Raw genomic sequence first — 24,144 nt, 5'->3', positions numbered from 1 at the left:
CCTGGCATGGTCGGGCCGTCCTTCTGGCGTGCGGTCCCGTTTTGGTCCGCGCAGTAGGGCGCGGCCCGCGATACGGATCAAATCATCAAATCGAACCGCTTTCCATCATTCCAGCTTATCGGGCCGTGCAAAGGATCGCGCCACTTCGACTGCGATGCAGGCAAGCATCGCGATCAGCGTGGCATCCGGCGCCATGCGATAGGTGGCGGTGAACTGGATCGGCGGCAGCTCCAGCCCGGTGTCCAGCAGATGAAGCTCGCCCCGCGCGAGCTCGGGGCGCATCACTGCTTCGGGAATCATGCTGATGCCGATTCCGTCCACCGCCATGCGGATGATGGTGGCGATGGAGGAGCTGACATGGATTCGCGGCCGTGCCGTCATGCGCTCCCGGAAGGCCTGCTGCAGATGCTGGTAGTTCGCCGTGCTGCGCGGATAGGTGATGAAGGCGCGCCGCAGCAGCGCCTCGGCCGGCACGCGCCCTGGGCCCAGCCCCAGCCGGGGGCTGCAGGCGAAGGCATGCGGGAAGGCGCAGAGCTCGAGGTCGACGAAGTCCGGCTCCGCGATCGGCCCCACGAGGAAGGCGAGGTCCAGCTCCTGCCGCAGCAGGCTGGCCTTCATGCGCGGCGTCACATCCACCTCGATGTCGAAGGTCACCGAGGGATGCTCTCGGCTGACGCGTTCGATGAACTCCGGCAGCCAGGTCTGCACGATGGTTTCCGACACGCCCAGCCGCACCAGTCCGCTCACTACCCCCGGCGCCGCAACCGCCCGGATCATCTCGGCGCGCATGCGGAGCAGCCGGTCCGCATGGTCCAGCAGCAGTCGGCCCTTGGGAGTGGGCACGGCGCCGCGACCCGCGCGTTCCAGCAGGCGGCCGCCGAACTCCTCCTCCAGCGCGGCAATTCGCTGGGAAACGGCGGGCTGGGTGGTGTAGAGGCGCTCCGCCGCGCGGCCGAAGCTGCGCAGTGTTGCCACCCAGTAAAACACCTCCAGACTTCGGAACTCGACCAATCGGCTCGCCTCCGGGCGCTTGACCTGCCAAGGGCGCAAGCATGTCCCGGACCAGCCTGGACGGCGATGGCCCCCTTGCTCTCCAAGTTCCGTCGCCTTGCAGCCAGGGGGGCTGCTGGCCAGGCTCCGGGCCCTGCTATGGCCCGGCCGCCGGAGCGCGATGCGGCCGCAGGATGGTCACCGCGTTCCTCCCCTGCGCCACGCCATCGCGAGGAAGCGAGGACTTCACGATCGCCGCGGAGCCCTGGCACCTGCGCGCCGTAAGGGGTAGCAGCAGCCATGGCCTACATCTTCTTCTGCTCGCCCAACTCCGGCACTGGATCAATGCTGCGGATCCTCCAGAAGATCGGGGCAAATCCATCAGGATGCACGCGGCCGCGGCGCCGGCATCGCTTGAGAAGCGCGAAGGCGTGACCTTCCTCGATCCGACGGCCGGGGAGGTCCTCTACTGGTTCCGCGGACCGCGCAATTGGGACCCCACGCTCGATCTCTCGGCCTTCCGCATCATCGGGCATTTCCGCGATCCGCGTGACCTGGCCTACAACCAGTATTGGTGGGCCCTGCAGCACCCGAACGACGATCCGCCGGAGGTGGCCGAGGAGAAGCGCCGCAAGGTGCTGGAGATGGGGATCGACCGGTACGTGCTCGGCCGCAACAACGCCTCGATCTACAAGCTGATGCGCAGCCTTGCCGACGGGCCGATGGGGGAGGGCGTCACCTGGACGTCCTACAACCAGCTTGTCTCGGCATTTGACTACATGATGGACAATCTCTGCCGCGTCTTCGGCCGCGCGCCGTCGGAAGTGGCCGAGGTGCTGCGGAGCGAGCGGCCGGAAGCCGTTACCGGGAATGACCGCTGGCTCAAGGGGGGCGGCGCCTGAGAGGGCGCCGATGTGATGCCCGGGCGCTTCTGCCGTGACCTGAAGCCGGAGACGGTTGCGGCGCTCACGGAAAAGGTCCAGGCGGAGCTGGGCTTCTGCCGTCAGCATGACGCACCCTTTATGGCGCATCACTACCTCTGAAGGCGGGCCTGCCCACCGGAGAAGGCGCCGCGGCCCTACGCATTTCTTGACTGTCAATCGGCCGGGGCGCTCGCTAACGGGGACACTCCGGAAATCTGCAGGGAGCCGCCCTTGGCTGCACAGGCGGAAATGGCGCTCTGGGCGGTGAACCGCTTCGGACTCGGTGCCGCGCCGGACGAACTGCCCCTTGTGGCGCGCGATCCCCGCGGCTGGGCGGAGGCGGCGCTCGCCCGCCCGGCAGAAGCGCTGGCGCCGGTGCAGGGGGCGGATTCCGATGCGGGCCTCGCCCTCATCATGGCCCGGCGCGAGGCGATGCTGCGCCCCTCCGGGGAGGGGATGATGCAAGAGGATGCGGGCTTCCTGCGCCCGGGCGACCTGCTTGGTGAAGCCCTGCAGGCCCGCATCGCACTGGCGACCCGGACGCCATCGCCGCTGCAGGAGCGCCTGGCCCTGTTCTGGGCCGACCACTTCACGACCAGCGCGACATCGGGCGCCGCCGCCTATCTGAGCGAAGCCTATGAACGCGAGGCGATCCGCCCGCATCTCCTGGGCCGCTTCGCTGATCTGGCGAAGGCCGCGATCCTGCACGCGGCGATGCTGTTCTATCTCGACAACCGCACCTCCATCGGCCCGAACTCGCCCTCGGGACTGCGCGGGCGGGGCCGGCGGGGGCTGAACGAGAACCTCGCGCGGGAGGCGCTGGAGCTTCACACGCTGGGCGTCGATGGCGGCTACACCCAGGAGGACGTCATCGCCTTCGCGAGGGCGCTGACAGGTTGGTCTGTGGAGCTATCGCCTGCGGGCCTGGAGCCGCGCCGCGTGCGCTTCTTCCCGGAGCGGCACGAGCCGGGGGTGAAGGTGATCCTGGGCAAGACCTATGCGCGGCTGGGGCCGCAGCAGGCCCTGGCCGTGCTGGACGACCTTGCCCGCCATCCCGCCACCGCGCGGCATGTGGCACGCCGCCTGGTGCGGCATTTCGTCGGCCATGGCCTGCCGGGGCTGGAGGCGCGCATGGCGGAGGTCTTCCGCCGCACCGATGGCGACCTCGGCGCCGTCACCCGCGCCCTGATCGCCGATGACGAAGCCTGGGGCCCGCCACGCAAGCTGCGTTCCCCGCTGGAGCTGATCCTCGCCACGGCCCGGCTGCTCGGGGGCCTGCCGCCCCGGCCGGCGCCCTACCGTTCCCTGCGCGCCATGGGCCAGCCCTATCGTGCCCCGCCATCCCCCAAGGGTTGGCCGGCCGAGGACGAAGCCTGGGCGGCGCCGGATGCCATCAAGACCCGGCTGGACTGGGCCGCCGAGCTGGCGACCCGCCTGCCGCCCGGGCTGGATGCCCGCGCCCTGCTCGATGCCGCCTTCGGCCCCGCCGCCAGCGCCGAGACGCGGCAGGCGGTGGCACGCGCCTCCGAGGGACGCCAGGCGCTGGCCCTTCTCCTCCTCTCGCCGGAGTTCCAGAGGCGATGACCCATTCCGTAATGCGCCGCGCCGTCCTCCGCAGCCTCGGCGCGCTCTTCGCCTGGCCCTATGCGCCGCGGCTGGCCGCCGCCACCGGGCGCGATCCCCGGCTGCTGGTGGTGATCCTGCGCGGCGGGCTGGATGGCATCTCCATGCTTCAGCCGGTGGGCGATCCGGCCTTCGCCGCACTGCGCGGAGCCGATGCGGGTGAAGCCGTGCCGCTGGACAGCCTGTTCTCCCTCCATGCCAGCATGCCGCAACTGCTGGCGATGTTCCGCGAGGGCGAGGCGCTGGCGCTGCACGCCACCCACACCCCCTATCGTGGCCGTTCCCATTTCGACGGGCAGGACATGCTGGAAAGCGGCCTGCCCCGCGTCACCACGGGGGATCGCACCGGCTGGCTCAACCGCGCCCTGACCGCCTTGCCGCGGGGCGAGCGCGTGGCGCCGCCCAGGGGGCTGGCGGTGGCGCCGGTGGTGCCGGTGATCATGCAGGGCCCGGCCCCGGTGCAAACCTGGCAGCTGCAGAGCTTCCGCTATGCCGACAACGAGTTGGTGACGCGGCTCCTCGACCTTTACGAGGCGCGCGACCCGCGCCTGGCGGAGGCGCTGCGGGCCGGTGCCTCGCTGGACAGGCTGATGCGGGCCACGCCACCCGGCGCCCCCGGCCAGCGCATTCCCGGTCGGCCCGCCTTCGCCAGCGAGGCCGCGGCCGCCGCGCGGATCATGGCCCGGCCGGATGGCCCACGCGTTGCAGCGCTGGGATTGAACGGCTGGGACACCCATGCGCAGCAGGGCACCGCGCGGGGCGTCCTGGCGAACCGCCTGGCCGCGCTGGACGATGCGCTGGCGGCGCTGCGGGACGGGCTGGGGCCGGTTTGGTCGGACATGGTGGTGGTGGTGGTCACCGAGTTCGGCCGCACGGCGCGACTGAACGGCACGGGCGGCACGGATCACGGCATGGCCACGGCAGCGCTGCTGCTGGGCGGGCGGCTGAAGGGCGGGCGCGTGCTGGCGGACTGGCCGGGCCTTGCACCGCATGAGCTGAACGAGGACCGGGACCTGCGCCCCACCACTGACCTGCGCGCCGTGCTGGCCGGTGTGCTGGTGGAGCACCTGCAATTCCCCCGGCCGGCGGTGGCGGATGTGTTTCCCGATACCGTCCCGGTCCGCCCTTTCGCCGGGCTGATCCAGGCCTGACAAAGCGGCCAGGGCACGCCTCCCTGCGGGCCAAGGCAGCACTCTTCGTTTCGTCCGACCTGCTGCCCGATTACTTGCGGCATATTGGCCACAGCCACTGACCCATTCCCGTAGAGCGAGGCAGAAATGTGGCACCCGGTCTGGTGAGTGCTTGGGGTGGCCTTTATGTTGCATTGCACAATAACCAGTCCCCAGTCGGGCAATAACAGCCGGCCACGGACCTTCCACAAGGATGGGACCGATGCAGCGACGCCAACTTATGCGCCTAGCGGGCGCTGGGGTGCTCTGCGCCCCGACCATCATCCGCGGTGCCCGGGCAGCCACGCCCGATCCCGTCGATGTCGAACTGATCCTCGCGGTGGACGTCAGCCGTTCCATCGATGCCGAGGAGCATGAGACGCAGATGCGCGGCTATGCGGCCGCCTTCCGCGACCCGGATGTTATCCGCTCCATCATGGGGGGCGAGATCGGCGCTATCGGCTGCTCGCTCTTCACCTGGTCGGATGCCGACAGCCAGGAGGACCTCGTCCCCTGGATGCGGATCGACGGCGAGGCCTCCGCCGAGCGCTTCGCCGCTGCCATCGACGCCGCGCCCCGCCGCACCTGGAGCTACACCTCCATCTCCGGCGCCATGGAGCATGCGCTGCAGCTTTATGGCCAGAACCGCTTCGAGCCGACGCGGCGCGTGCTCGACATCTCGGGCGACGGCATGAACAACTCCGGCCGGCGGCTGGAAGGGGTTCGGACCCGCATGCTCGAGGAAGGCATCGTCATGAACGGCCTCGCCGTGCTGGACCGCGCGCCCGGCCCGGGCAACGGGGCCGCTGCGCTCGAGGAATACTACCGCGATGAGGTGATCGGTGGTCCGGGCGCCTTCCTGGTGGTGGCCGAGGGCTTCGAGGCCTTCGACCGCGCCGTGCGCCGCAAGATTGCGCGGGAAATTGCCGGTATCGACGTCGGTACGCGCTTCGCCGGCCTGCCGCAGGTCGACCGGGTGGCGGCCTAGGACGGATCGAGGCTTCCGGTGGCCCGTATCTTGCGGTAGCCACCGCCATGGCCCGTCTGACAATCGTTTCAACCCGTGATTACCGGCAGCATGTCCTTGAGATCGAGGAGCGTGGCAACGGCACCTGCTCCGTCGTGGTTCACCCGCCTGCGCGGCTGGGCCGGTCCCGTGAGGTGAAGCCGGAGACCAACTCGCCGCTGCTGATCGACCTGGTGAACCAGGCCAAGGCCGAGATCGACGAGGTGATGGGCCCGAAGCCGCCGCCGCGCGCCTGGGGCATGCGCCGCCCCGATAGGCGCTGACGCGCCTTCGCCGGCCTCAAGCCGTGGCCGGCAGGTGCATCCATGCGGGGATCCGTGGCCGCAGCACCGCGTCACCACAGCTCAGCGTCCGTGTCGGCACGGCTTCGAGCCGCAGCAGGGCTAGGCCACGCCCATCCCGGCCGGATCGCATCTCACCGACCAGCGCGCCATCGCGCATCACCGGCGTGTCGCGCGGGGGCACCGGGCCCTCAATGGTCACGGGCACGAGGCGGCGCTTGAGCAGGCCGCGATAGCGGGTCCGGGCCGTCAGCTCCTGGCCCATGTAGCAGCCCTTGTCCCAGGCAATGCCGTGCAACTCGTCGAAGCCGGCCTCCAGCAGCACGGTCTTGTCCCGGTCGAGGTCCCGCACGCCATCGGGTAGGCCGAGCTCCAGCCGGTGTTGGTCGTAATCCGCTGGATCGCCGCCGAGCGCCGCGCCATAGACCCGCCACCCCGCCTCCGCCACCCGCGGATCCCGGCGCGCCAGCGCGCCAAGGGGTGGCTCCCCGCCCCAGATGGCACCCACCGCCACCTCGCCTGAACGGTCCCGCAGCGCGACCTTGGAGCGCAGGCGGAAGCGCGAGAGGCGTTCCACCACCATGGCCGCATCCTCCCGCACGCAGTCCAGCAGGATGGCGTCCGGGGCGATCTCCGGCGCCTCGAAGGCCAGGAAGTCGCTGATCCACTTACCCTGAGGGGAGAGGAGGGCGGCCCAGGCCATGCCCTCGCCCAGCGCCGCCACGTCATTGGAGACGAGGCCCTGCAGGAAGCTGGCCCGGTCAGGGCCGGAGACCTCCACGAGGCCTCGATCGGGAAGGAGGGCGCTGGGCATGTGGGAGGACATCGGATGCCGGCGCGTCCCGTGCAAGCTGCCATGCGCAAGCGGCGGCTGGCCTTATCCCGCCCGCGCCGTGCTACACACCCCGCGCCCATGCAGATCCTCTTCGTCACCTCCACGCGGATCGGCGACGCCGTCCTCTCCACCGGCCTGCTGGACCACCTGCTGCGCAGCTACCCGAATGCGCGGATCACCGTCGCCTGCGGTCCGGTCGCAGAGGGGGTCTTCGCGCGCATGCCGCAGCGGGAGCGGACCATCGTGGTGGCCAAGCGCCCCTGGTCGATGCACTGGCTGCATCTCTGGGCGCAGGTGGCGACCACCTTCTGGGACCTGGTGGTGGACCTGCGCGGCTCGGCGCTCGGCTGGCTGGTGCCGGCGCGGCGGCGGGCAGTGATGCGCGGCGGGCGACGCCCCGGACACCGGCTGGGCCATATCGCCGAGGTGCTGCGGCTGGACCAGCCGCCGAAGCCGGTTGCCTGGTTCGCGCCGGAGGACATGGCACGCATTGCGTCGCTGCTAGGGGACGACCGGCCGATCCTGGCGCTCGGCCCGACCGCCAACTGGGATGGCAAGGTTTGGCCGGCCGAGCGCTTCGTGGCGCTGGCCCGGGCCCTGCTCGCCCCGGGTTCCCCGCTGGCCGGTGCCCGCCCGGTGTTGCTGGGCGGGCCCGGCGAGGCCGAGCGCATCATGGCCGCGCCCGTGGTGGCGGCCCTGCCCGAGGCGCTGGATCTGGTTGGCCAACTCGCCCTGCCGGAGGCGGCGGCCCTGCTCGCGCGCGGGCGGCTTTTCGTGGGGAATGATTCGGGGCTCATGCATCTCTCGGCGGCCACAGGGGCCCCGACGCTGGGTCTATTCGGGCCGACGCCGGCCGGGGAATACGCGCCGGTTGGCCGCGCGGCGCAGGCAGTGGTCGCGCCGGATGCCACGATGCAGGGGCTGGAGGTAGCGCAGGTGCTGGATGCTGCCCGGGCACTGTTGCCGAGCGCGGTTCCGGCGTGAGGCGCGTCCCGGTCCTGGCTTGTCTCGCCGCCGTTTCCGCCTTCCCTGCCCAGCCCTCTGGGCTCCTGGCGGCATGAGGATCGCGCAGGTCATCGCGGGTGCGCGCATGGGCGGCGCCGAGACCTTCTACGAGCGCCTGTGCACGGCCATGCATGGAACGGGAGAGGAAGTGCTGCCGGTGATCCGGCGCGAGCTCGGCCGCGGAGGGCGACTGCGTGCCGCCGGGCTGAAGCCGGCCGAGCTGTGCTTCGGCGGGCCCTTCGATTTCTTTACGGCCCCCAGGCTGGACCGGGTGCTGCGCGGCTTCCGCCCGGATGTGGTCGTGTCCTGGATGAACCGCGCCACCGGCTTCACCCGCCCCGGGCCATGGGTGCTGGTGGGGCGGCTCGGCGGCTATTACGACCTGCGCCACTACCGCCACTGCGACCATCTGGTGGCGAATACGCGGGACCTGGTGCGCTGGATCACCGCCCAGGGCTGGGATCCGGCGCGGGTGCATCACCTGCCCAATTTCGTGCCGGATTTCTCCGGCGCCGAACCCGCCAGGCTTCCCGCGCCGCCGGGGGCCGTAAAGCTGCTCGCCCTGGGTCGGCTGCATGTGAACAAGGGCTTCGACACGTTGCTGCGCGCCCTGTCCCTGGTGCCCGGCGCGCATCTCTCCCTGGCGGGGGTAGGACCGGAACAGGCGGCGCTGGAGAGTCTCGCGCGGGAACTGGGGGTGGCGGATCGCGTCGCCTTCCTCGGCTGGCGGGAGGATACGGCCGCGCTGCTGGCCGGCTGTGACCTCTTCATCTGTCCCTCCCGTCACGAGCCGCTGGGGAATGTGGTGCTGGAGGCCTTTTCCGCCGCGGTGCCGGTGATCGCCACGGCGACACCTGGGCCGCTGGAGATGGTCGCGGATGGGGAGACGGGGTTGATCGTGCCGGTGAACGATCCTGAGTCGCTCGCCCGCGCCGTGTCCGGCCTGATTGCCGATCCCATCCGCGCCGCTGCGCTTGCCGAAGCCGGGCGAGCTGCCTTCGAGACGCATCACGGGGAGGCGCCGGTGCTGGCGCGATGGCGGGCGCTGCTGCCGCAACTCCGGCCACAGAAGGCGAGGCGCTAGGCGATGTGCGGGATTGCGGGAATCGTCCTGAAGCCCGGCCAGTCGCCGGATCTGGCAGTACTGGACCGGATGACGCGCGCGCTGGCGCATCGCGGGCCGGACGGGCACGGGCATCATGTGGCGGGGCAGGTGGCGCTATCGCACACGCGCCTTGCCATCATCGACATCGAGGGCGGCGACCAGCCGCTCTTTGCCGGGCCGGCCGCGCTGATTGGCAATGGCGAGGTGTATAACTACCGCGAGCTGCGCACGGATAATGCGCTGGTCTGCAGCACCGGGTCGGATTGCGAGCCGCCGCTGCATCTCTGGCGGCGCGACGGGCTGCGCTTCGTGGATGCGCTGCGCGGCATGTATGCCATTGCCATCCATGACCGCGCGGCGCGGCGCGTGGTGCTGGCGCGAGATCCGTTCGGCATCAAGCCGCTCTATGTCGCGCATGTGCCGGGCGGCATCGCCTTCGCCTCCGAGCCGGCCGCGATCCTCGCCACCGGGCTGGTCGAGCCGCGCATCCGCCCGGAGGCGCGGGAGGAGTTGCTGCAGCTGCAGTTCACCACAGGCGCCGAGACGATCTTCGAGGGCATCCGCCGCATCCTGCCCGGCGAGGCGCTGCTGCTCGGGGATGGCGCGGTGCTGGAGCGGGCGCGTCGCGCCGCCCTGCCGGATGGCGGGCCGGAGCCGGTGACGGAGGCGGACGCGCTGGACCGCTTCGGCGCCGCCTTCCATGAAAGCGTCGATCTCCACCAGCGATCCGACGTGCCCTATGGCATGTTCCTCTCGGGCGGCACGGACAGCGCTGCGGTGCTGGCGATGATGTCGCGGCTGAACGAGCGGCCCGTGCTTGCCTATACCGCCGGCTTCGACATTCCCAATTCTCAGAAGGGTGGCGCCGCCGACGAGCGCGAGCGCGCGGCGCATGTTGCCAAGGCTGCGGGGGCGAAGCACGAGACGATCACGGTAAGCGAGGCCGAGGTCTGGCGGCACCTGCCGGAGATCGTCGGCTGCATGGATGACCCTGCCGCGGATTACGCCATCATCCCCACCTGGTTCCTGGCCCGCCGTGCGCGGGAGGAGGTGAAGGTGGTGCTGTCAGGGGAGGGCGGCGACGAGCTTCTCGCCGGCTATGGCCGCCATCGCAGCGCCATGCGCCCCTGGTGGCTGGGTGGAAAGGCGATGCGCGCCCATGGCGCCTTCGATCGGCTGGACGTGCTGCGCGAGGCGCCGCGCGCCTGGCGCGACGGGCTGGCGGCGGCGGAGGCCGGAGTCGCGACGCCCGGCCGCACGCGGTTGCAGGCTGCCCAGGCGCTGGACATCGCCGATTGGCTGCCGAACGACCTGCTGACGAAGCTCGATCGCTGCCTGATGGCGCATGGGGTGGAAGGCCGCGTGCCTTTCCTCGACGAGGGCGTGGCGCGCGCCTGCTGGCGCCTGCCGGATGGGATGAAGGTGCGGGACGGCCGCGGCAAGTGGCTATTGCGGCAATGGCTGGCGCGCGAGTTCCCGGCCTCGGACCCCTTCGCGAAGAAGCAGGGCTTCACCGTGCCCGTGGGGGCCTGGATCGCGGGGGCGGCGGAGCGGCTGGCGCCGCTGGTGGCCGCCCAGCCGGGCGTGACCGAGATCGCGCGGCCGGATCGGATCCTGCCGCTGTTCCGCGCGGCGGCGGGGAAGCGCGAAGGCTTCGCGGCCTGGCACCTGCTGTTCTGGGCGCTGTGGCATGCACGCCATGTCGAGCGGCGTCGCATGCAGGGCGACGTGTTCGAGGCCCTGGCCTCGCGGTAGCGGCTCTGTTCATTCCGATCGGCGCGAGGGTGTGCACTCCGGCTTTTTCGAATGAACTGAGTGCAGGACTTCTCTTCACGGAGCCGGCCCGTCGGGAATGTGAGACTTGGACGGCTCGGCGTGAAGCGCGGTTAAATGCGGCCAGGCCGGGCGGAGATGTCATGCGGTGGCGGCACGCGCCAGGATGCTGTGCATCATCAACATCGCCGGGGGTGGTGTCGCCTCCCCCCAGGACAGGCGGCACAGCGGGGTAATCCTGCCGGCGTTCCCTGCGCAGGGCTCGACATAACCCATGGACCAGCCGGTGAAGCTGCGGCCGTCCAGCGGCCGAAGCTCGCTGCGCAGGATGCGATAGCGCGGATCGCTGCAGATCCGGTCCAGCGTCAGGCGAAGGGATGGCGAGGGGCCTTCCAGCACCTGGACGAAGTGCCGCTCAGTCAGGAGGAGCGCCCCAGTAACGCCCAACAGGGTGTTCCAGCGGCGGGAACAATGGAGGATGTCCTCAATTTCTGCCGCCCAGCCGGCGATCGAGCCGGTGACCAGGTTCTCGCTGACATAGGTCGCGCAGAGGAGGGGGATATCGGCGGCGCGCTGATCCAGGGCGGGTGTATCCGATGCGGACATGTCCGGTCCTCGGTCGTTCTCGTTGCAAGATAAGGCAAGATTCCCCGTAACCAAGGGCGCCTATACGGCGGGGCCGTGGCGCGGCCGGGGCATGTTCCATCCCGCAGCACGAGCTATGATGCTTCGACAAGGAGGACAGCCGAGAACATGCCGCAGATCGGATTGCACAGACGCGCCCTGCTGGGCGCCATGGCCATCTTCCCCATGCTGGCCCATGCCCGGCTCCAGCACGCTGCCCAGGCCCAGGAGGCCCCCCTGACCCCCATCCTCTTCGTGCATGGCAATGGCGACCATTCGGCGCTGTGGATGACGACGCTGTGGCGGTTCGAGAGCAATGGCTGGCCGCGCGAGCGGCTGTACGCGCTGGACTTCACCAACCCGCTGGCGCGGGACGACGATGCGGTGGCGCAGCCGATGCGATCCTCCAGCGAGGATGTGCGACGGGAGCTGGCGGCCGAGATCGCGGCATTGCGGGCGCGCACCGGCGCGGAACGAGTCGCGCTGGTGGGCAATTCCCGCGGCGGCTACCCAATCCGCAACCATGTCCAGCTCCATGGCGGCGGGCCCGAGGTCTCGCATGCCGTTCTCTGCGGTACGCCGAACAACGGCATCTATGACTGGGATGCCGCGGCGGGGCGGGAATTCAGCGCGCGCTCGGCGCTGCTGCGGCGCCTGAATGCCGGCGAATCGCAGGTGGTGCCGGGCACGGGTTTCCTGACGTTGCGCTCCGACTTGAACGATCTCTACGCCCAGCCGGACGGGCGCTACGCTGGCCGGCCCGGCGTGCCGACCGGCGTCGGCTATGACAGTCCCGCCCTGCGAGGCGCGACGAACCTGGTCCTCCCCGGAGTGGACCATCGCGAGACCGCCTACTCCGCCCGCGCCTTCCGAGAGATGTTTCGCTTCATCGCGGGGCGAGAGCCGGACCGGCTCTCCGTCCTGCCGGAAGCGCGGCCTGTGCTGGATGGCCGCGTGACGGGCACGCCGGGCGGGGTGCAGACCAACCGGCCGATGGCCGGGGCGGTGGTCGAGCTGTTCCGGGTTTCCGCCGGGACCGGCGAACGAATGGGGGAGGTGCTCCATCGCCGCACCACCGGCGAGGATGGGCACTGGGGCCCGGTGACCGTCTCGCCCGATTGGCATCTGGAGATCGTGGTGGCCGCGCCGCGCCATCCGATCACGCATTCCTACCGCTCGCCCTTCCCGCGCTCCTCCTCGGTGGTGAATCTGCGCCCGGCGCCGCCGCCCTCAGAGGCGGATCGCGCGGCGGGCGCGGTGGTGCGCTTCAATCGTCCCCGCGGCTATTTCGGCCTGCCGCGGGACGTGGTGCTGCTCGACGGCAAGGAGCCGACGGATATCCCCCGCGGCGTCGCGGCGGGGGCCACCACCATCGCGCGCTTGCCCGCGGCGGAAATCGGGCGTTCCGTGGTCGGGTTGTTCAACGAGGAACGCCTGGCGGCCCGGGCCTGGCCCCTGGCCGAGAACCGGGTGAGCGTGGCCGAGCTGACCTGGTAGGGGCGGGAGGGGCCGGGAAGCCGGCCCCTCCCGCCCCGCCGGCGGCTGCGGTATCACCGACCCTCCTCGAAGGGAGTGCGGCCTCGACATGGCGAGCTATGATCTGATCCTGCGCGGCGGCACCGTGGTCCTGCCCTGGGGCGAGACGGTGACGGACATCGCCGTGCGTGCCGGCCGGATCGCCACCATCGGCGACCTGCGGACCGCCGAGGCCGCCGAGGTGATCGACTGCGCCGGGCTGCATGTCCTGCCTGGGCTGATCGACCCCCATGTGCATCTCCGCGATCCGGGCGACCCGTCGGTGGAGACCATGGGCACGGGCACCAAGGGCGCGGTGCTGGGCGGGCTGACGGCTGTCTTCGACATGCCGAATACCCAGCCCTCTATCACCTCGGTGGAACAACTGGACTGGAAGCGGGGCCATATCCGCGAGACGGCCTATTGCGATGTCGGCATGTATATCGGTGGCGCGCGCAGCAATGTGGGCGATCTTGGCACGCTGGAGCGCGAGCCGAATGTCTGCGCCATCAAGGTCTTTGCCGGCTCCTCCACCGGTGACCTGATGATCGAGGATGACGAAACGCTGGAGCGCGTGATGCGCAATGGCGGCCGCCGCATCGCCTATCACTCCGAGGACGAGTACCGGCTGCAGGCGCGCAAGCCGATGTTCGAGGGCGGTGGGCCGCACAAGCTTCATGCCGAATGGCGCGACGTGGAATGCGCCTTCCTCGGCACGCGGCGCCTGATGGCGCTGGCCCGCAAGACGAACCGGCCTGCCCATATCCTGCATGTCTCCACCGCCGACGAGCTGGAGTACATGAAGGACTTCCGCGATGTCGGCACGGTGGAGGTGCTGCTCAACCACCTCACGCAATGGGCGCCGGATGCCTATGACGCGCTCGGCGGCTATGCGGTGATGAACCCGCCGATCCGCGACAGGCGCCATTACGAGGCCGCCTGGGCCGCGGTGGCTGATGGTACGGTGGACACGGTCGGCAGCGACCACGCGCCGCATTCCCGCGCGGCGAAGGAACGCCCCTGGCCGGCCACCGCCGCCGGGCTGACCGGCGTGCAGACCATCGTCCCGCTGATGCTGAACCATGTCTCGGCCGGTCGTCTGTCGCTCTCCCGGCTGGCGGAGCTGATGGGCGCGGGACCGGCGCGGGTCTATGGCGCGATCGGCAAGGGGCGGATCGCCGCGGGCTATGATGCCGACTTCACCGTGGTGGACATGGGCAAGAGCCGGGTGATTGAGGCCGACTGGCTCGTCTCGCCCTGCGGGTGGAGTCCCTTCATCGGGGCCCGCTGCCAGGGCTGGCCGGTGATGACCGTGCTGCGCGGGCGTGCGGTGATGCGCGAGGACGAGGTGATTGGGGCGCCGGGCGGCGAGCCGGTGCGCTTCGAGGGGACGCGCGCATCGTAAGTTGGAAGCGTCATGGATGAAGCTGCCTCCTGGCCGGGGGCAGCGGATTTCACTGTCACCGCCGGCTTCGAGGATTGCATCGAACGGCGGGTGGGACGGCTTCAAGGTCGTCACCGACGACGTGCCGAAGGTTGCTGCGCGGCCTACTACCCCGAGGCCAACGCCCTCCTGCCCCTCGCGCCTCGTGACGAGCGCAGCAACACGCCGGCGGCCAAGTCCGTCCCGGTGCGGATCACGGCCATGCAGCCGGGCCAGCCAGTTTCGAGCAGGCCGTCAGTTTCGAGCAGGCCGCCAGTTTCGAGCAGGCCGCCAGTTTCGAGCAGGCCGCCAGTTTCGAGCAGGCCGCCAGTTTCGAGCAGGCTGCCAGTTTCGAGCAGGCCGAAGGTAGCAGAGCGCTATCCAAGCGGGCCGCCGCTGACCGTGCCCGAGGCCTGACAATCGGCCGGGGCGCCCCTACAGCACCCGCTCGGGCCAGGGTTCCACCGGTGCCGCCGGCCTGGCATCCCCCACGTCGCGCGGCGGCGGGTTGCCTGGCACCGGCCCGACCCAGCAATCCACCGATCCCAGGCTACGGGTGCAGCGCGGCGCCGCCACCGGCTCCGGCTCCGTCCGGCAATAGCGTTCGCCCGCATCCAGATAGGCGATGGAGCAATCCCGCCTCGAGACTCCGGAGACCAGCAGGTCTGGCACCGCCCGCCCCGTCAGCATCAGGGAAACGCCGTTCACCGCCACGATCGGTCCCAGAGCGTCGCAGCCGGGCAGGGCCGCGATAAGCAGAAAAAGGAACGGGGCGAGGGGGGCAGGGGACCGCATCGGGCCATGAGACACGGGGCGGGCTTAACGCCCCGTGACGGTCCGGCTATACCCCGGCCCCGATTGTCTCTCGCCAGGGTCCCATTGGCTGGGAAGGAACCCGCTTGCCCGATATCTTCGACGAGCTGCAGGAGGATCTGCGCGCCGAACGCGCCCGGCAGCTCGGGATGCGTTACGGCGGCATCCTCGCTGCAGTGGCCCTGGTGGCGCTGATCGCCATCGGCGGCTGGCAGGGCTGGCGCTGGTACCAGACCCGCGAATCCGAGGCCGCGGCGAACGCCTTCCTCGTCGTCCACCGCGAGACGGAACAGCAGGGCGCCGACCTGAAGGCGGCGGCGGAGAAGTTCGACTCCATCGCGGCCCAGGCGCCGGTCGGCTACCGCACCCTGGCGCGGCTCCGCGCCGCGGCCCTGAAGTCCGAGACGGGCGACCTGCCCGGCGCCCTGGCCGAATGGGATGCGGTGGCGAATGACAGCGCGGCCGATCCGCTCTACCGCGACTTGGCCAGCCTGAACTGGGTGCTGCACGCGCTCGACACGCAGGATCCGGCGATGCTCGCCGCCCGCATCACGCCCCTGGCCGCAGAGGGCAATCCCTGGCGCGCCTCGGCGCGTGAACTGCAGGCGCTGGTGGCGATCCGCCAGGGCCAGATGGCCGAGGCGCGGCGGATCCTGGAGGCGCTCTCCACCGACACGACCGCGCCCCAGGCTCTGCGGGACCGCGCGGGCCGCACCCTGGCGCAGCTGCCGAATGCCTGAGAGGACAACGCAAGTGACGCCGAGCCACTCCCGACGTGCCCTGCTCCTGGGTGGCGCCGCCATCGCGCTTTCGGGCTGCGAAACCATCAGCGGCATCTTCGGCGACAGCAAGACGCCCCTGCCGGGCGAGCGCCTGCCGGTGATCCAGGCGGACCGGGAGCTCTCGGTCGATCCGAACGAGGCCGCCCGCCCGGTGGCGCTGCCGGCCCCGACCGCCATGGCCGAATGGCCGCAGGCCGGCGGCAACCTGGCCCATGATCCCGGTCATACTTCGGCGGGCGCGGGGCTGCGTGAGGTGTGGCGCGCCAGCATCGGCACCGGCTCCTCCTATCGCCGCCGCATCACCACCGGGCCGATCCTCGCGAATGGCACCGTCTTCACCGCCGATGCCTATGGCACCGTCTCGGCCTTCGATGCCGATCGCGGTGGCCGTCGCTGGATGCGCGAGACGACGCCGGATAAGGACGATGTCGGCGCGGTCGGTGCCGGCCTCGCTTTCGCCGATGGCGTGCTCTACGCGGCCACCGGCATGGCCGAGGTGCTCGCCCTCGATCCCGGCACCGGCGAGGTGCGCTGGCGCGCCTCCGTCTCCGCGCCGACGCGCGGGGCGCCGACCGTCACGGGCGGCCGCATCTTCGTGCCCACGGTCGAGAACCATCTCCTGGCGCTTTCCACCGAGGACGGGCGTCGCCTCTGGACCTATCGCGGCCAGCCCGTGGCCGCCGTGCCGCTGGGCCTGCCGGCCCCGGCCGTGGAGGGCGAGACCGTGGTGGCCGGCTTCCCTTCGGGCGAGCTGGCGGCGCTGCGGGCCGCGGATGGCCGCGTCATCTGGACCGAGAGCCTCGCCGCTGGCCAGGCCGCGCGCCGCGGCGGCATCGCCGAGTTGGCCGGGGTGTCCGGCCTGCCGGTAATCTCCGACGGGCGCGTGATCGCCGCCGGCCAGGCCGGCACCTCCCTGATGGTGGACCTGCGCTCCGGTCGCCGCCTGTGGGAGCGGGACGTGGGCAGCAGCCAGTCGCCGGCCGTGGCCGGGGAGTGGATCTTCATCGTCACCCCCGAGAACCAGCTCGTCGCCATGGGCCGCGACAGCGGCCGGGTGCGCTGGCTGACCCTGCTGGACGAGCGCTCCACCCGCGACCGCCGACGCACGCCGGCCATCTTCGGCTCGCCGCTGGTGGTGGGTGGGCAGATCCTGGTGCCATCCTCCCTTGGCGAGGCGGTCCTGGTCGATCCGGCCGAGGGCGGCATCGCCGGCCGCATCCGACTGCCGGGCGGCACCACCCTGCCGCCGATTGCGGTGGCGGGGACGGTCTATCTCATCACCGATGACGGGACTCTGGTAGCGCTGCGCGGGGCCTAATCCGGCCCGAAACGTTATCCGCAGGGGAGACCCACCCACGCCGCGCTTGACCCTGCGGCGTGGGGAGTGCTCTTCCGCTCCATGCTTCCTCGTATCGCCGTGATGGGCCGCCCCAATGTGGGCAAGTCCACCCTCTTCAACCGCCTCGCCGGGCGGCGCATCGCCATTGTGGACAACACGCCCGGCGTTACCCGAGACCGCAAGGAGACGGTGGCCCGTATCGCGGGCCGCGACGTGCTGCTGGTCGACACGGCCGGGCTGGAGGAGGCGCCGCCCGACACCATCCCTGGCCGCATGCGCTCCAGCTCCGAGGCCGCGCTGCGCACCGCCGACCTGATCCTGTTCGTGGTGGATGTCCGCGCCGGGCTGACCCCGGCTGACCGCGCCTTCGCCCAGTGGCTGCGCCGCCAGGGCAAGCCCGTGCTGTTGCTGGCCAACAAGGCCGAGGGGCGGATGGGCGCCGCGAACTCCCTGGAGGCCTATGAGCTTGGCCTGGGTGCGCCGCTACCCGTCTCGGGCGAGCATGGCGACGGCTTCGGCGAGCTGCATGACGAGATCCGGGCCGCCCTGCCGCCCGAGCCGCCGGAGGAAGAGGAGGAGACGGACGACCCGAACCGCCCGCTGCGGCTGGCCATCGTCGGCCGCCCGAATGCCGGCAAGTCGACCCTGCTGAACGCCCTGCTGGGCGAGGAGCGGATGATCACCGGGCCGGAGCCCGGCCTGACCCGCGATTCAGTTGCCGTGCAATGGATGGACGAGACGGGCAAGCCGGTGCGGCTGGTGGACACCGCCGGGCTGCGCCGCCGCGCCCGCATCACAGAGGCGCTGGAGCAGATGTCCACCGCCGCCACCATCGCCGCCCTGAAGGAATGCGAGGTGGCTGTGCTGGTGGTCGATGCTGTGCAGGGCATGGACGAGCAGGACCTGCGCATTGCCCGTCTGGCGGAGCGCGAGGGGCGCGCCATCGTCGTCGCCTTCAATAAATGGGACGCGGTGGAGGACCGCAATGCGGCCCGGCGCAAGGTCGAGGACGTGCTGACGGCCTCCCTCGCGCAGCTGAGGGGCATCCTGGTCGTGCCGCTCTCGGCGGCGACCGGCCGCGGCGTGGACAAGCTGATGCCGACCGTTCGCGAGGCCTATGAGACCTGGAACCGCCGCATCCCCACGGGCGCGCTGAACCGCTGGTTTGAGAATGCGCTGTCCCGCCACGCGCCGCCGCTGGTGGAGGGCAAGCGGCTGAAACTGCGCTACGCCACCATGCCCAAGGCGCGGCCGCCGACGATCGCCATCTTCGGTACGCGGGCCGAGATGATGCCAGAGGATTACCGGCGCTACCTCGTGAACTCCTTCCGCGAGGCCTTCGACATGCCGGGTGTGCCCATCCGCATCAACCTGCGTGGCACCGAGAATCCCTACGCGGATTCCGACGACTAGCCCTGCGGCGACCATCCGCCTTCCGGGCAATGCCCCGCGCATTTGACCTCGCCGCAGGCGGGCTGAGAATGAGCGGGGGCGAGGCCCCGCGAACCGCCGCGTGTTCCGGCGCGGCGGCGACATCGTCAAGGAATCCCGTATGTCCCGATGGGCCTCGCTGTTCGACCGCCTCTGGCCGGGCGGGCGCCGGGAGTAGGGCGGGGCAGGAACGGTCCAGGCGCTGGTCCAGCGTTCGCTGGCGCTTGAGGCACGGGTGGAGGCGCTTCCGGCGAAGCTGGAGGAGACCACCAACCATCTCATCCAGCGCGCCCATCCGCTGCACTTCCACCAGGCGGTCTATCTCGGCGACCACACCGCGCTAGCCATGCTGCACGGGCGGCACATGCTGTTCGTGGACACGCGCGGCATCGACATCGCGCCGCATCTGCTGATGCAGGGCGTATGGGAGACGCCCTATACGAGCTTGTTCCAGCGGCTGATCCGCCCAAATGACCTCGTGCTGGATCTTGGGGCGAACCATGGCGTCTATGCCGTGCTGGCCGCAGCTGCCGGCGCCCGGGTGGCGGCCTTCGAGCCCAATCCACGGCTTTGCGAACTCATGCGCCGCAGCGCTGCGGTGAACGGCTTCTCGGGCCGCATGATGGTCTATGAGGCGGCCGTCGGGGATGTTGACGGCGAGGTGCATCTCGCCTTCGACAATGCCTGGCCCGGCGGCGGCCATGTGGTGGCGGCGGGATCGCAGGAGCCTGGGGTGGGTTGCCGCGTGCTGCCGCTGGACGGCTTCTTCGCCGATCCGGCCATCACCGTGGACCTGATCAAGATGGATGTGGAGGGCACGGAGGGCCGCGCCCTGATGGGCATGCGCGGGTTGCTGGCGCGGTCGCCCGGGGTGCGCATCATGATGGAGTTCGCCCCTGTGATGCTGAACGGCCATGGCGTGGGCCCGGCCGTCGTGATCGGCATGCTGCGCGAACTGGGCTTCCGCTTCTGAGACATCGGCGCCGATTCCGGGCTCACGCCCGTGGATGGCGACATCCTGGCGCAGGCCATGGACGACTCCGTCCGCAACATCCTGGTGGCCCGCCAGCCGGTCGGCTGACGCCTGGGAACGCCGGGGGAGTCGCCTTCCCCGGCTGTCCCTTCAGGCCGCCCGCACGACCTCGCCGCTGCGGGCTTCTTCGGGCAGGCAAAGGGCCGCGATCAGCGGCGCCACATCCCCCGGCTGCGCGATGCTGGCGGGGTCCTCGCCCGGCATGGCGGTAGCGCGCAGGCGCGTGTTCACCGGGCCGGGATCGTAGAGGTTCACCCGCAGCGGCGTCGTCGCCACCTCGGCCGCCCAGGTGCTGGCAAGGTGCTCGAGGCCAGCCTTGGACGCGCCATAGGCGCCCCAATAAGGCATTGGGTCGCGGGCGCGGTCCGTGGTGAGGATGACGGCGCGGCCGGAATCCGAAGCGCGCAGCGGCGGGTCCAGGGTGCGGATCAGGCGCCAGGCGGCGGTGAGGTTCACCGCCATCACATCGGCCCAGTCTCGCGGGGTGATGTGCGCTACCGGGGTGAGGGTGCCGAGCACGCCGGCCGCGTGAACCAGGATGTCCAGTCGCCCAAAGCGCTCGACAATTGAGGGGCCGAGGGGATCGAGCTTGTCGACATCCCGGGCGAGGTCGAAGGGCAGCAGGGTGGCGCTGCCGCCGAGTGCCCGGATCGCGTCGTCGGTTTCCTCCAGGCCACCCTGGCTGCGCGCGGTCAGCACGCAATGGGCGCCCAGGCGAGCCAACTCGATCGCGGTGGCGGCGCCGATCCCGCGGGAGGCGCCGGTGACGAAGGCGACGCGGCCCTGGAGCGGACCCTGAATCACGTTGCTCATACGCCGTTCAGCGCCAGAAGGGCGGGCTTGCGCTCGGCATGGCCCTCAAGGTCGGTGAGCGGAATGGCGTAGTCCCCGGTGAAGCAGGCATCGCAATAGCCGGGATCCTTCGCGTCACGACCCTTGCGGCCGAGGGCGCGATAAAGACCGTCCAGCGAGATGAAGGCGAGGCTATCGACGCCGATGATGCGCGCCATCTCCTCCAGGTCGTTATTGGCCGCGAGCAGCTTCTCCCGCTCCGGCGTGTCGATCCCGTAGAAGCAGGAATGGGTCGTGGGCGGCGAGGAGATGCGCATATGCACCTCCTTGGCGCCGGCCTGGCGGACCATCTCGACGATCTTCTTGCTGGTGGTGCCGCGGACGATGGAGTCGTCCACCAGGATCACCCGCTTGCCCTCGAGCATGGGGCGGTTGGCCGAATGCTTCAGCTTCACGCCGAGGTGGCGGATGCTGTCCGTGGGCTCGATGAAGGTGCGGCCGACATAGTGGTTGCGGATGATCCCCAGCTCGAAGGGAATGCCCGCTTCCTTGGAATAGCCCATCGCGGCGGGGACGCCAGAATCCGGCACCGGCACCACCACATCGGCCTCGACGCCGCTCTCGCGCGCCAGCTCCTGGCCGATGCGCTTGCGCGTCTCGTAGACGGGCGTGCCCTCCACCACGGAATCGGGGCGGGCGAAGTAGATGTACTCGAAGATGCAGAAGCGGCTGGAGGTGTGGGCGAAGGGCTTCACGCTGCGCACGCCGTCATCGTCGATGATGACGATCTCGCCCGGCTCGACGTCGCGCACGAAGTCGGCGCCGACGATGTCGAGGGCGCAGGTCTCGCTGGCCAGCACCCAGGCGTTGTTCTGGTCCGCACCGAGGCGCCCAAGGACCAGCGGGCGCACGCCCAGCGGATCGCGCACGCCCATCAGCGCGCCGTCATGCAGGGCGACAAGGGAATAGGCGCCGTCCACCTGCTTCAGCGCGTCGATCAGCCGGTCGAGCACCGTGGCGTAGAGCGAAATGGCGATGAGGTGGACGAAGACCTCCGAGTCCGTGGAGGACTGGAAGAGGCAGCCGCGGCGGACGAGCTGGCGGCGAAGCGCCAGCGCATTGGTGAGGTTGCCGTTATGGGCGACCGCGAAGCCGCCAAAGGCGAAGTCGGCGAAAAGCGGCTGGACGTTGCGCAGCGCCGTCTCGCCGGCCGTGGCGTAGCGGTTGTGGCCGACCGCAGCGCGGCCGGGCAGGCCGGCCATGACCCGGGCGTCGCCGAAGATGTCGCCGACCAGCCCGAGGCCCTTGTGGCTGCGGAAGCCCTTCTCGCCCAGGCTGACAATGCCGGACGCTTCTTGGCCGCGATGCTGCAGGGCATGGAGGCCGAGGGCGGTGAGAGCCGCCGCATCGGGGGAGTTCCAGACCCCGAAGACGCCGCATTCCTCGTGGAAGCCGTCGTCGTCGCTGTCGTGCGGGTTGGTGGTGACATCCGTCATGGGGGTCAGATCCGGTTGCGCGCGGGAGGGCGCAACAGCTCCTCGGCGGTGGGGGCCCGACCCGAGGGCGGATCGGGCAGGCGGGGGCGGTACTGGGCCGGCAGCTGTTGGTTCAGCCAGGCGGCGCCATCGGCGATCAGCGGGAAGCTGCGGGCCTGGCGAACCGGCTCGGGCCAGAGTTCCGTGGCCGGTACGAAGGCACCAGCCGCGATATAGGCAACCAGGAGCACGATGACACCCCGCCCGAGGCCGAAGACGATGCCCAATGCACGGTCGACGCTGCCCAGGACGGAGTTTCGCACCGCGCGGGCGATCAGCGCGATGATGATCTTCAGGATGATGAGGGTGACGATGAAAACGGCCGCCAAGGCCGCGACATCGGCCATCCATTCGGCGGGGAACATATTGGCGAACAGGCCGCGGGTGCCGTTCAGCATGTAAAAGGCGAAGAAGAGGGCCCCGGCCCAGGCACCAACGCCCAGCACTTCCCGGACGAGCCCGCGCATGTATCCGATGACGCCGGAGATGGCGATCAGCACGAGGAAGACGGCATCGACCCAGGTCATCGGAGGCGGGATATAACGATGCTGCGCCGCGGCGTCACGCGCGGCGGGCGCAAGGCAGGGTTACGCGGTCTCCTCCGCCTCGGCAGGGGCGGGCTTCGGCTTTTCCCTGGGGGCTGGCTTGCGGGTGGCTCCGGCGGCGAAGGGTGCTACCAGATCGGCCAGATGGCCCACCTCGCTCAGGCGCAGCCCTTCGGGCGCCGAGAGGGCCCGGCCGCCGCGCGCGACGCGGCGGGGCAGGGTGGCCGAGGCGAAGCCGAGCTTGGCGGCCTCGCGGAGGCGCAGTTCGGTCTGGGCGACCTGCCTGATTTCGCCAGACAGGCCGACCTCGCCGAAGAAGACCATGTCCGGTGCGGCCGGGCGGTCCGTGGCGGCGCTGACCAGGGCGGCGGCCACCGCCAGGTCGGCCGCGGGCTCGTTGATCCGCAGGCCGCCGGCAATGTTCAGATAGACGTCGTTCTGCCCCAGGCTGAGCCGGCAGCGGCTTTCCAGCACTGCCAGGAGCATCGAGAGGCGGCCCGAGTCCCAGCCCACCACCTGCCGCCGGGGGCTGCCGCCGGAGGCGGGGGAGAGCAGGGCCTGGATCTCCACCAGCACAGGGCGCGTGCCCTCCAGCCCCGCGAAGACCGCCGAGCCGGAGACATTGCCGCGCCGCTCCGCGAGGAAGAGGGCCGAGGGGTTAGGAACCTCCGCGAGGCCCGTCTCGGTCATCTCGAAGACGCCGATCTCGTCCGTGGCGCCGAAGCGGTTCTTGGTGGCGCGGAGGATACGGAACTGATGTCCGCGATCGCCTTCGAAATAAAGGGTGGCGTCCACCATGTGCTCCAGCACGCGGGGGCCGGCGAGGGTGCCCTCCTTGGTGACATGCCCCACGAGGACCAGGGCGAAGCCGCGCGACTTGGCCAGCCGCCCCAGCTCGGCCGCGCAGGCACGGACCTGGCTGACGGTACCGGGAGCCGAATCCAGGCTGTCGAGCCAGACAGTCTGGATGGAGTCCATGATGACCAGGCCGACATCGCGCTCCTGCTCCAGGCTGGCGAGGATGTCGCGGAGCGAGCTGGCTGCGGCGAGCCCCAGCGGGGCGCCAGAGACGCCCAGGCGAAGGGCACGGAGGCGGACCTGCTCGATCGCCTCCTCACCCGAGATGTAGAGGGTGTGCTTGCCGGCCTCGGCTACCCGGGCGGCGGCCTGGAGCAGGATGGTGGACTTGCCGATGCCCGGGTCGCCGCCAACCAGGACCACCGAGCCAGGCACGAAACCGCCGCCGAGGACGCGGTCCAGCTCCGCCATGCCGGTGCGGGTACGGGGTGGTGGGGCGGAATGGCCCTTGAGGGGGACGAACTCCACCCGGCGGCCGCCAATCGCAGCCTTGGCCGGGCCGGGGCTGCGGGCCTCCACCACCTCCTCGGCCAGGGTGTTCCACTCGCCGCAGCCCTCGCACTTACCCTGCCACTTCGCGTGGGCGGTGCCGCAGGACTGGCAGACGAAACGGTGGGTGGCTTTGGCCAATGGATGCCCGATCAAGAACGAAACGTGGACATCCAGGATGTAGCGCGTGGCGGGCCCGCTTAGAAGGGGCCGGTCCGCCCGACCCGCTTCAGG

General features: G+C 70.5%; 23 protein-coding genes. 15 read left to right on the top strand and 8 right to left on the bottom strand.

From position 1 onward, the window contains the following. Positions 1–105 precede the first annotated feature (105 nt). Positions 106–1,011: a LysR family transcriptional regulator gene (locus tag GSE44_RS11965; RefSeq protein WP_159349058.1), complete on the bottom strand. Its 906-nt coding sequence runs from the start codon at positions 1,009–1,011 to the stop codon at positions 106–108. 365 nt (positions 1,012–1,376) lie between these two features. Here GSE44_RS11965 and GSE44_RS11960 point away from each other — a divergent pair, with 365 nt between their 5' ends. From GSE44_RS11960 to GSE44_RS11940, 6 genes are all read left to right on the top strand, one after another. Then, complete coding sequence (locus tag GSE44_RS11960; RefSeq protein WP_235924742.1) at positions 1,377–1,892, top strand: hypothetical protein; 516 nt, start codon at positions 1,377–1,379, stop codon at positions 1,890–1,892. A 15-nt stretch (positions 1,893–1,907) separates the two neighbouring features. Further along, positions 1,908–2,033 carry a hypothetical protein gene (locus tag GSE44_RS26235; protein ID WP_268893654.1) on the top strand — a complete coding sequence of 42 codons (126 nt, stop codon included), beginning with the start codon at positions 1,908–1,910 and terminating at the stop codon, positions 2,031–2,033. A gap of 111 nt (positions 2,034–2,144) precedes the next feature. Next, complete coding sequence (locus GSE44_RS11955; protein ID WP_201306045.1) at positions 2,145–3,497, top strand: DUF1800 domain-containing protein; 1,353 nt, start codon at positions 2,145–2,147, stop codon at positions 3,495–3,497. After that, positions 3,494–4,687 (top strand): DUF1501 domain-containing protein, encoded by a 1,194-nt coding sequence (locus tag GSE44_RS11950; RefSeq protein WP_159349056.1) that lies wholly within the window; start codon positions 3,494–3,496, stop codon positions 4,685–4,687. The genes GSE44_RS11955 and GSE44_RS11950 overlap by 4 nt, the downstream gene beginning before the upstream one ends. A 241-nt stretch (positions 4,688–4,928) precedes the next feature. Beyond that, positions 4,929–5,693 carry a DUF1194 domain-containing protein gene (locus GSE44_RS11945; protein ID WP_159349055.1) on the top strand — a complete coding sequence of 255 codons (765 nt, stop codon included), beginning with the start codon at positions 4,929–4,931 and terminating at the stop codon, positions 5,691–5,693. Between the two features lie 47 nt (positions 5,694–5,740). Then, positions 5,741–5,995 (top strand): hypothetical protein, encoded by a 255-nt coding sequence (locus tag GSE44_RS11940; protein WP_159349054.1) that lies wholly within the window; start codon positions 5,741–5,743, stop codon positions 5,993–5,995. A 16-nt stretch (positions 5,996–6,011) separates the two neighbouring features. On the opposite strand, the gene ygfZ is transcribed toward GSE44_RS11940, so the two are convergent. Then, positions 6,012–6,827, bottom strand: coding sequence for a CAF17-like 4Fe-4S cluster assembly/insertion protein YgfZ (ygfZ, locus tag GSE44_RS11935; RefSeq protein ID WP_159349053.1), 816 nt, complete (start codon positions 6,825–6,827; stop codon positions 6,012–6,014). Between the two features lie 99 nt (positions 6,828–6,926). On the opposite strand from ygfZ, the gene GSE44_RS11930 reads away from it, so the two are divergent. The 3 genes from GSE44_RS11930 to asnB all read left to right on the top strand — a co-directional run bounded on the left by GSE44_RS11930 (position 6,927) and on the right by asnB (position 10,713). Then, the gene (locus tag GSE44_RS11930; protein WP_159349114.1) at positions 6,927–7,832 is read left to right on the top strand and encodes a glycosyltransferase family 9 protein; all 906 of its coding nucleotides are present in this window, start codon (positions 6,927–6,929) and stop codon (positions 7,830–7,832) included. Positions 7,833–7,905: 73 nt separating this feature from the next. Then, complete coding sequence (locus GSE44_RS11925) at positions 7,906–8,937, top strand: glycosyltransferase (protein ID WP_159349052.1); 1,032 nt, start codon at positions 7,906–7,908, stop codon at positions 8,935–8,937. Positions 8,938–8,940: 3 nt separating this feature from the next. Continuing rightward, complete coding sequence (gene asnB, locus GSE44_RS11920) at positions 8,941–10,713, top strand: asparagine synthase (glutamine-hydrolyzing) (RefSeq protein ID WP_159349051.1); 1,773 nt, start codon at positions 8,941–8,943, stop codon at positions 10,711–10,713. A gap of 159 nt (positions 10,714–10,872) precedes the next feature. On the opposite strand, the gene GSE44_RS11915 is transcribed toward asnB, so the two are convergent. Beyond that, positions 10,873–11,337, bottom strand: a complete 465-nt coding sequence (locus GSE44_RS11915) for a BLUF domain-containing protein (protein ID WP_159349050.1) — start codon at positions 11,335–11,337, stop codon at positions 10,873–10,875. A 147-nt stretch (positions 11,338–11,484) separates the two neighbouring features. On the opposite strand from GSE44_RS11915, the gene GSE44_RS11910 reads away from it, so the two are divergent. Continuing rightward, on the top strand, positions 11,485–12,852 hold the full coding sequence (locus GSE44_RS11910) for an alpha/beta fold hydrolase (RefSeq protein WP_159349048.1): 1,368 nt from the start codon (positions 11,485–11,487) through the stop codon (positions 12,850–12,852). An 88-nt stretch (positions 12,853–12,940) separates the two neighbouring features. After that, complete coding sequence (locus tag GSE44_RS11905) at positions 12,941–14,275, top strand: dihydroorotase (RefSeq protein ID WP_159349046.1); 1,335 nt, start codon at positions 12,941–12,943, stop codon at positions 14,273–14,275. Between the two features lie 453 nt (positions 14,276–14,728). Here GSE44_RS11905 and GSE44_RS11900 read toward each other — a convergent pair whose 3' ends face one another. After that, positions 14,729–15,088 (bottom strand): hypothetical protein, encoded by a 360-nt coding sequence (locus tag GSE44_RS11900; protein ID WP_159349044.1) that lies wholly within the window; start codon positions 15,086–15,088, stop codon positions 14,729–14,731. Between the two features lie 104 nt (positions 15,089–15,192). Here GSE44_RS11900 and GSE44_RS11895 point away from each other — a divergent pair, with 104 nt between their 5' ends. The 4 genes from GSE44_RS11895 to GSE44_RS11880 all read left to right on the top strand — a co-directional run bounded on the left by GSE44_RS11895 (position 15,193) and on the right by GSE44_RS11880 (position 19,631). Next, positions 15,193–15,846 carry a tetratricopeptide repeat protein gene (locus GSE44_RS11895; RefSeq protein WP_159349042.1) on the top strand — a complete coding sequence of 218 codons (654 nt, stop codon included), beginning with the start codon at positions 15,193–15,195 and terminating at the stop codon, positions 15,844–15,846. 13 nt (positions 15,847–15,859) lie between these two features. Then, positions 15,860–17,206 (top strand): outer membrane protein assembly factor BamB family protein, encoded by a 1,347-nt coding sequence (locus GSE44_RS11890; RefSeq protein ID WP_235924740.1) that lies wholly within the window; start codon positions 15,860–15,862, stop codon positions 17,204–17,206. A gap of 81 nt (positions 17,207–17,287) precedes the next feature. Next, positions 17,288–18,640, top strand: coding sequence for a ribosome biogenesis GTPase Der (gene der / locus GSE44_RS11885; protein WP_159349038.1), 1,353 nt, complete (start codon positions 17,288–17,290; stop codon positions 18,638–18,640). Positions 18,641–18,893: 253 nt separating this feature from the next. Then, positions 18,894–19,631, top strand: a complete 738-nt coding sequence (locus GSE44_RS11880; protein WP_159349036.1) for an FkbM family methyltransferase — start codon at positions 18,894–18,896, stop codon at positions 19,629–19,631. Positions 19,632–19,781: 150 nt separating this feature from the next. Here the strand turns inward: GSE44_RS11880 and GSE44_RS11875 are convergent, their stop codons facing one another. The 4 genes from GSE44_RS11875 to radA are packed head-to-tail and all read right to left on the bottom strand — an operon-like array spanning position 19,782 to position 24,051. Beyond that, the gene (locus GSE44_RS11875; RefSeq protein ID WP_159349034.1) at positions 19,782–20,504 is read right to left on the bottom strand and encodes an SDR family NAD(P)-dependent oxidoreductase; all 723 of its coding nucleotides are present in this window, start codon (positions 20,502–20,504) and stop codon (positions 19,782–19,784) included. Next, positions 20,501–21,979: an amidophosphoribosyltransferase gene (gene purF, locus GSE44_RS11870; RefSeq protein ID WP_159349032.1), complete on the bottom strand. Its 1,479-nt coding sequence runs from the start codon at positions 21,977–21,979 to the stop codon at positions 20,501–20,503. The genes GSE44_RS11875 and purF overlap by 4 nt, the downstream gene beginning before the upstream one ends. A gap of 5 nt (positions 21,980–21,984) precedes the next feature. Further along, a complete protein-coding gene (locus tag GSE44_RS11865) occupies positions 21,985–22,545 on the bottom strand; it encodes a CvpA family protein (RefSeq protein ID WP_159349030.1) in 561 nt (186 codons plus the stop codon). Between the two features lie 60 nt (positions 22,546–22,605). Further along, positions 22,606–24,051 carry a DNA repair protein RadA gene (radA, locus tag GSE44_RS11860; protein WP_159349028.1) on the bottom strand — a complete coding sequence of 482 codons (1,446 nt, stop codon included), beginning with the start codon at positions 24,049–24,051 and terminating at the stop codon, positions 22,606–22,608. Positions 24,052–24,144: the final 93 nt, after the last annotated feature.

It is taken from the genome of Muricoccus harenae, from assembly GCF_009848505.1.
Lineage (GTDB): Bacteria > Pseudomonadota > Alphaproteobacteria > Acetobacterales > Acetobacteraceae > Roseomonas > Roseomonas harenae.
The sequence above is the reverse complement of the archived record's forward strand: the minus strand, read 5'-3'. Positions and strand labels throughout refer to the sequence as shown.

What these genes read in the sequence shown, in the direction of transcription:
- GSE44_RS11960 (WP_235924742.1), top strand. Translation starts at nt 1,377, where the DNA reads ATGCACGCGGCCGCGGCGCCGGCATCGCTTGAGAAGCGCGAAGGCGTG.
- ygfZ (WP_159349053.1), bottom strand. Translation starts at nt 6,827, where the DNA reads ATGCCCAGCGCCCTCCTTCCCGATCGAGGCCTCGTGGAGGTCTCCGGC.
- GSE44_RS11910 (WP_159349048.1), top strand. Translation starts at nt 11,485, where the DNA reads ATGCCGCAGATCGGATTGCACAGACGCGCCCTGCTGGGCGCCATGGCC.
- GSE44_RS11905 (WP_159349046.1), top strand. Translation starts at nt 12,941, where the DNA reads ATGGCGAGCTATGATCTGATCCTGCGCGGCGGCACCGTGGTCCTGCCC.
- GSE44_RS11945 (WP_159349055.1), top strand. Translation starts at nt 4,929, where the DNA reads ATGCAGCGACGCCAACTTATGCGCCTAGCGGGCGCTGGGGTGCTCTGC.
- GSE44_RS26235 (WP_268893654.1), top strand. Translation starts at nt 1,908, where the DNA reads ATGCCCGGGCGCTTCTGCCGTGACCTGAAGCCGGAGACGGTTGCGGCG.
- purF (WP_159349032.1), bottom strand. Translation starts at nt 21,979, where the DNA reads ATGACGGATGTCACCACCAACCCGCACGACAGCGACGACGACGGCTTC.
- GSE44_RS11900 (WP_159349044.1), bottom strand. Translation starts at nt 15,088, where the DNA reads ATGCGGTCCCCTGCCCCCCTCGCCCCGTTCCTTTTTCTGCTTATCGCG.
- GSE44_RS11865 (WP_159349030.1), bottom strand. Translation starts at nt 22,545, where the DNA reads ATGACCTGGGTCGATGCCGTCTTCCTCGTGCTGATCGCCATCTCCGGC.
- GSE44_RS11940 (WP_159349054.1), top strand. Translation starts at nt 5,741, where the DNA reads ATGGCCCGTCTGACAATCGTTTCAACCCGTGATTACCGGCAGCATGTC.
- GSE44_RS11925 (WP_159349052.1), top strand. Translation starts at nt 7,906, where the DNA reads ATGAGGATCGCGCAGGTCATCGCGGGTGCGCGCATGGGCGGCGCCGAG.
- GSE44_RS11875 (WP_159349034.1), bottom strand. Translation starts at nt 20,504, where the DNA reads ATGAGCAACGTGATTCAGGGTCCGCTCCAGGGCCGCGTCGCCTTCGTC.
- asnB (WP_159349051.1), top strand. Translation starts at nt 8,941, where the DNA reads ATGTGCGGGATTGCGGGAATCGTCCTGAAGCCCGGCCAGTCGCCGGAT.
- GSE44_RS11930 (WP_159349114.1), top strand. Translation starts at nt 6,927, where the DNA reads ATGCAGATCCTCTTCGTCACCTCCACGCGGATCGGCGACGCCGTCCTC.
- GSE44_RS11915 (WP_159349050.1), bottom strand. Translation starts at nt 11,337, where the DNA reads ATGTCCGCATCGGATACACCCGCCCTGGATCAGCGCGCCGCCGATATC.
- GSE44_RS11950 (WP_159349056.1), top strand. Translation starts at nt 3,494, where the DNA reads ATGACCCATTCCGTAATGCGCCGCGCCGTCCTCCGCAGCCTCGGCGCG.
- der (WP_159349038.1), top strand. Translation starts at nt 17,288, where the DNA reads ATGCTTCCTCGTATCGCCGTGATGGGCCGCCCCAATGTGGGCAAGTCC.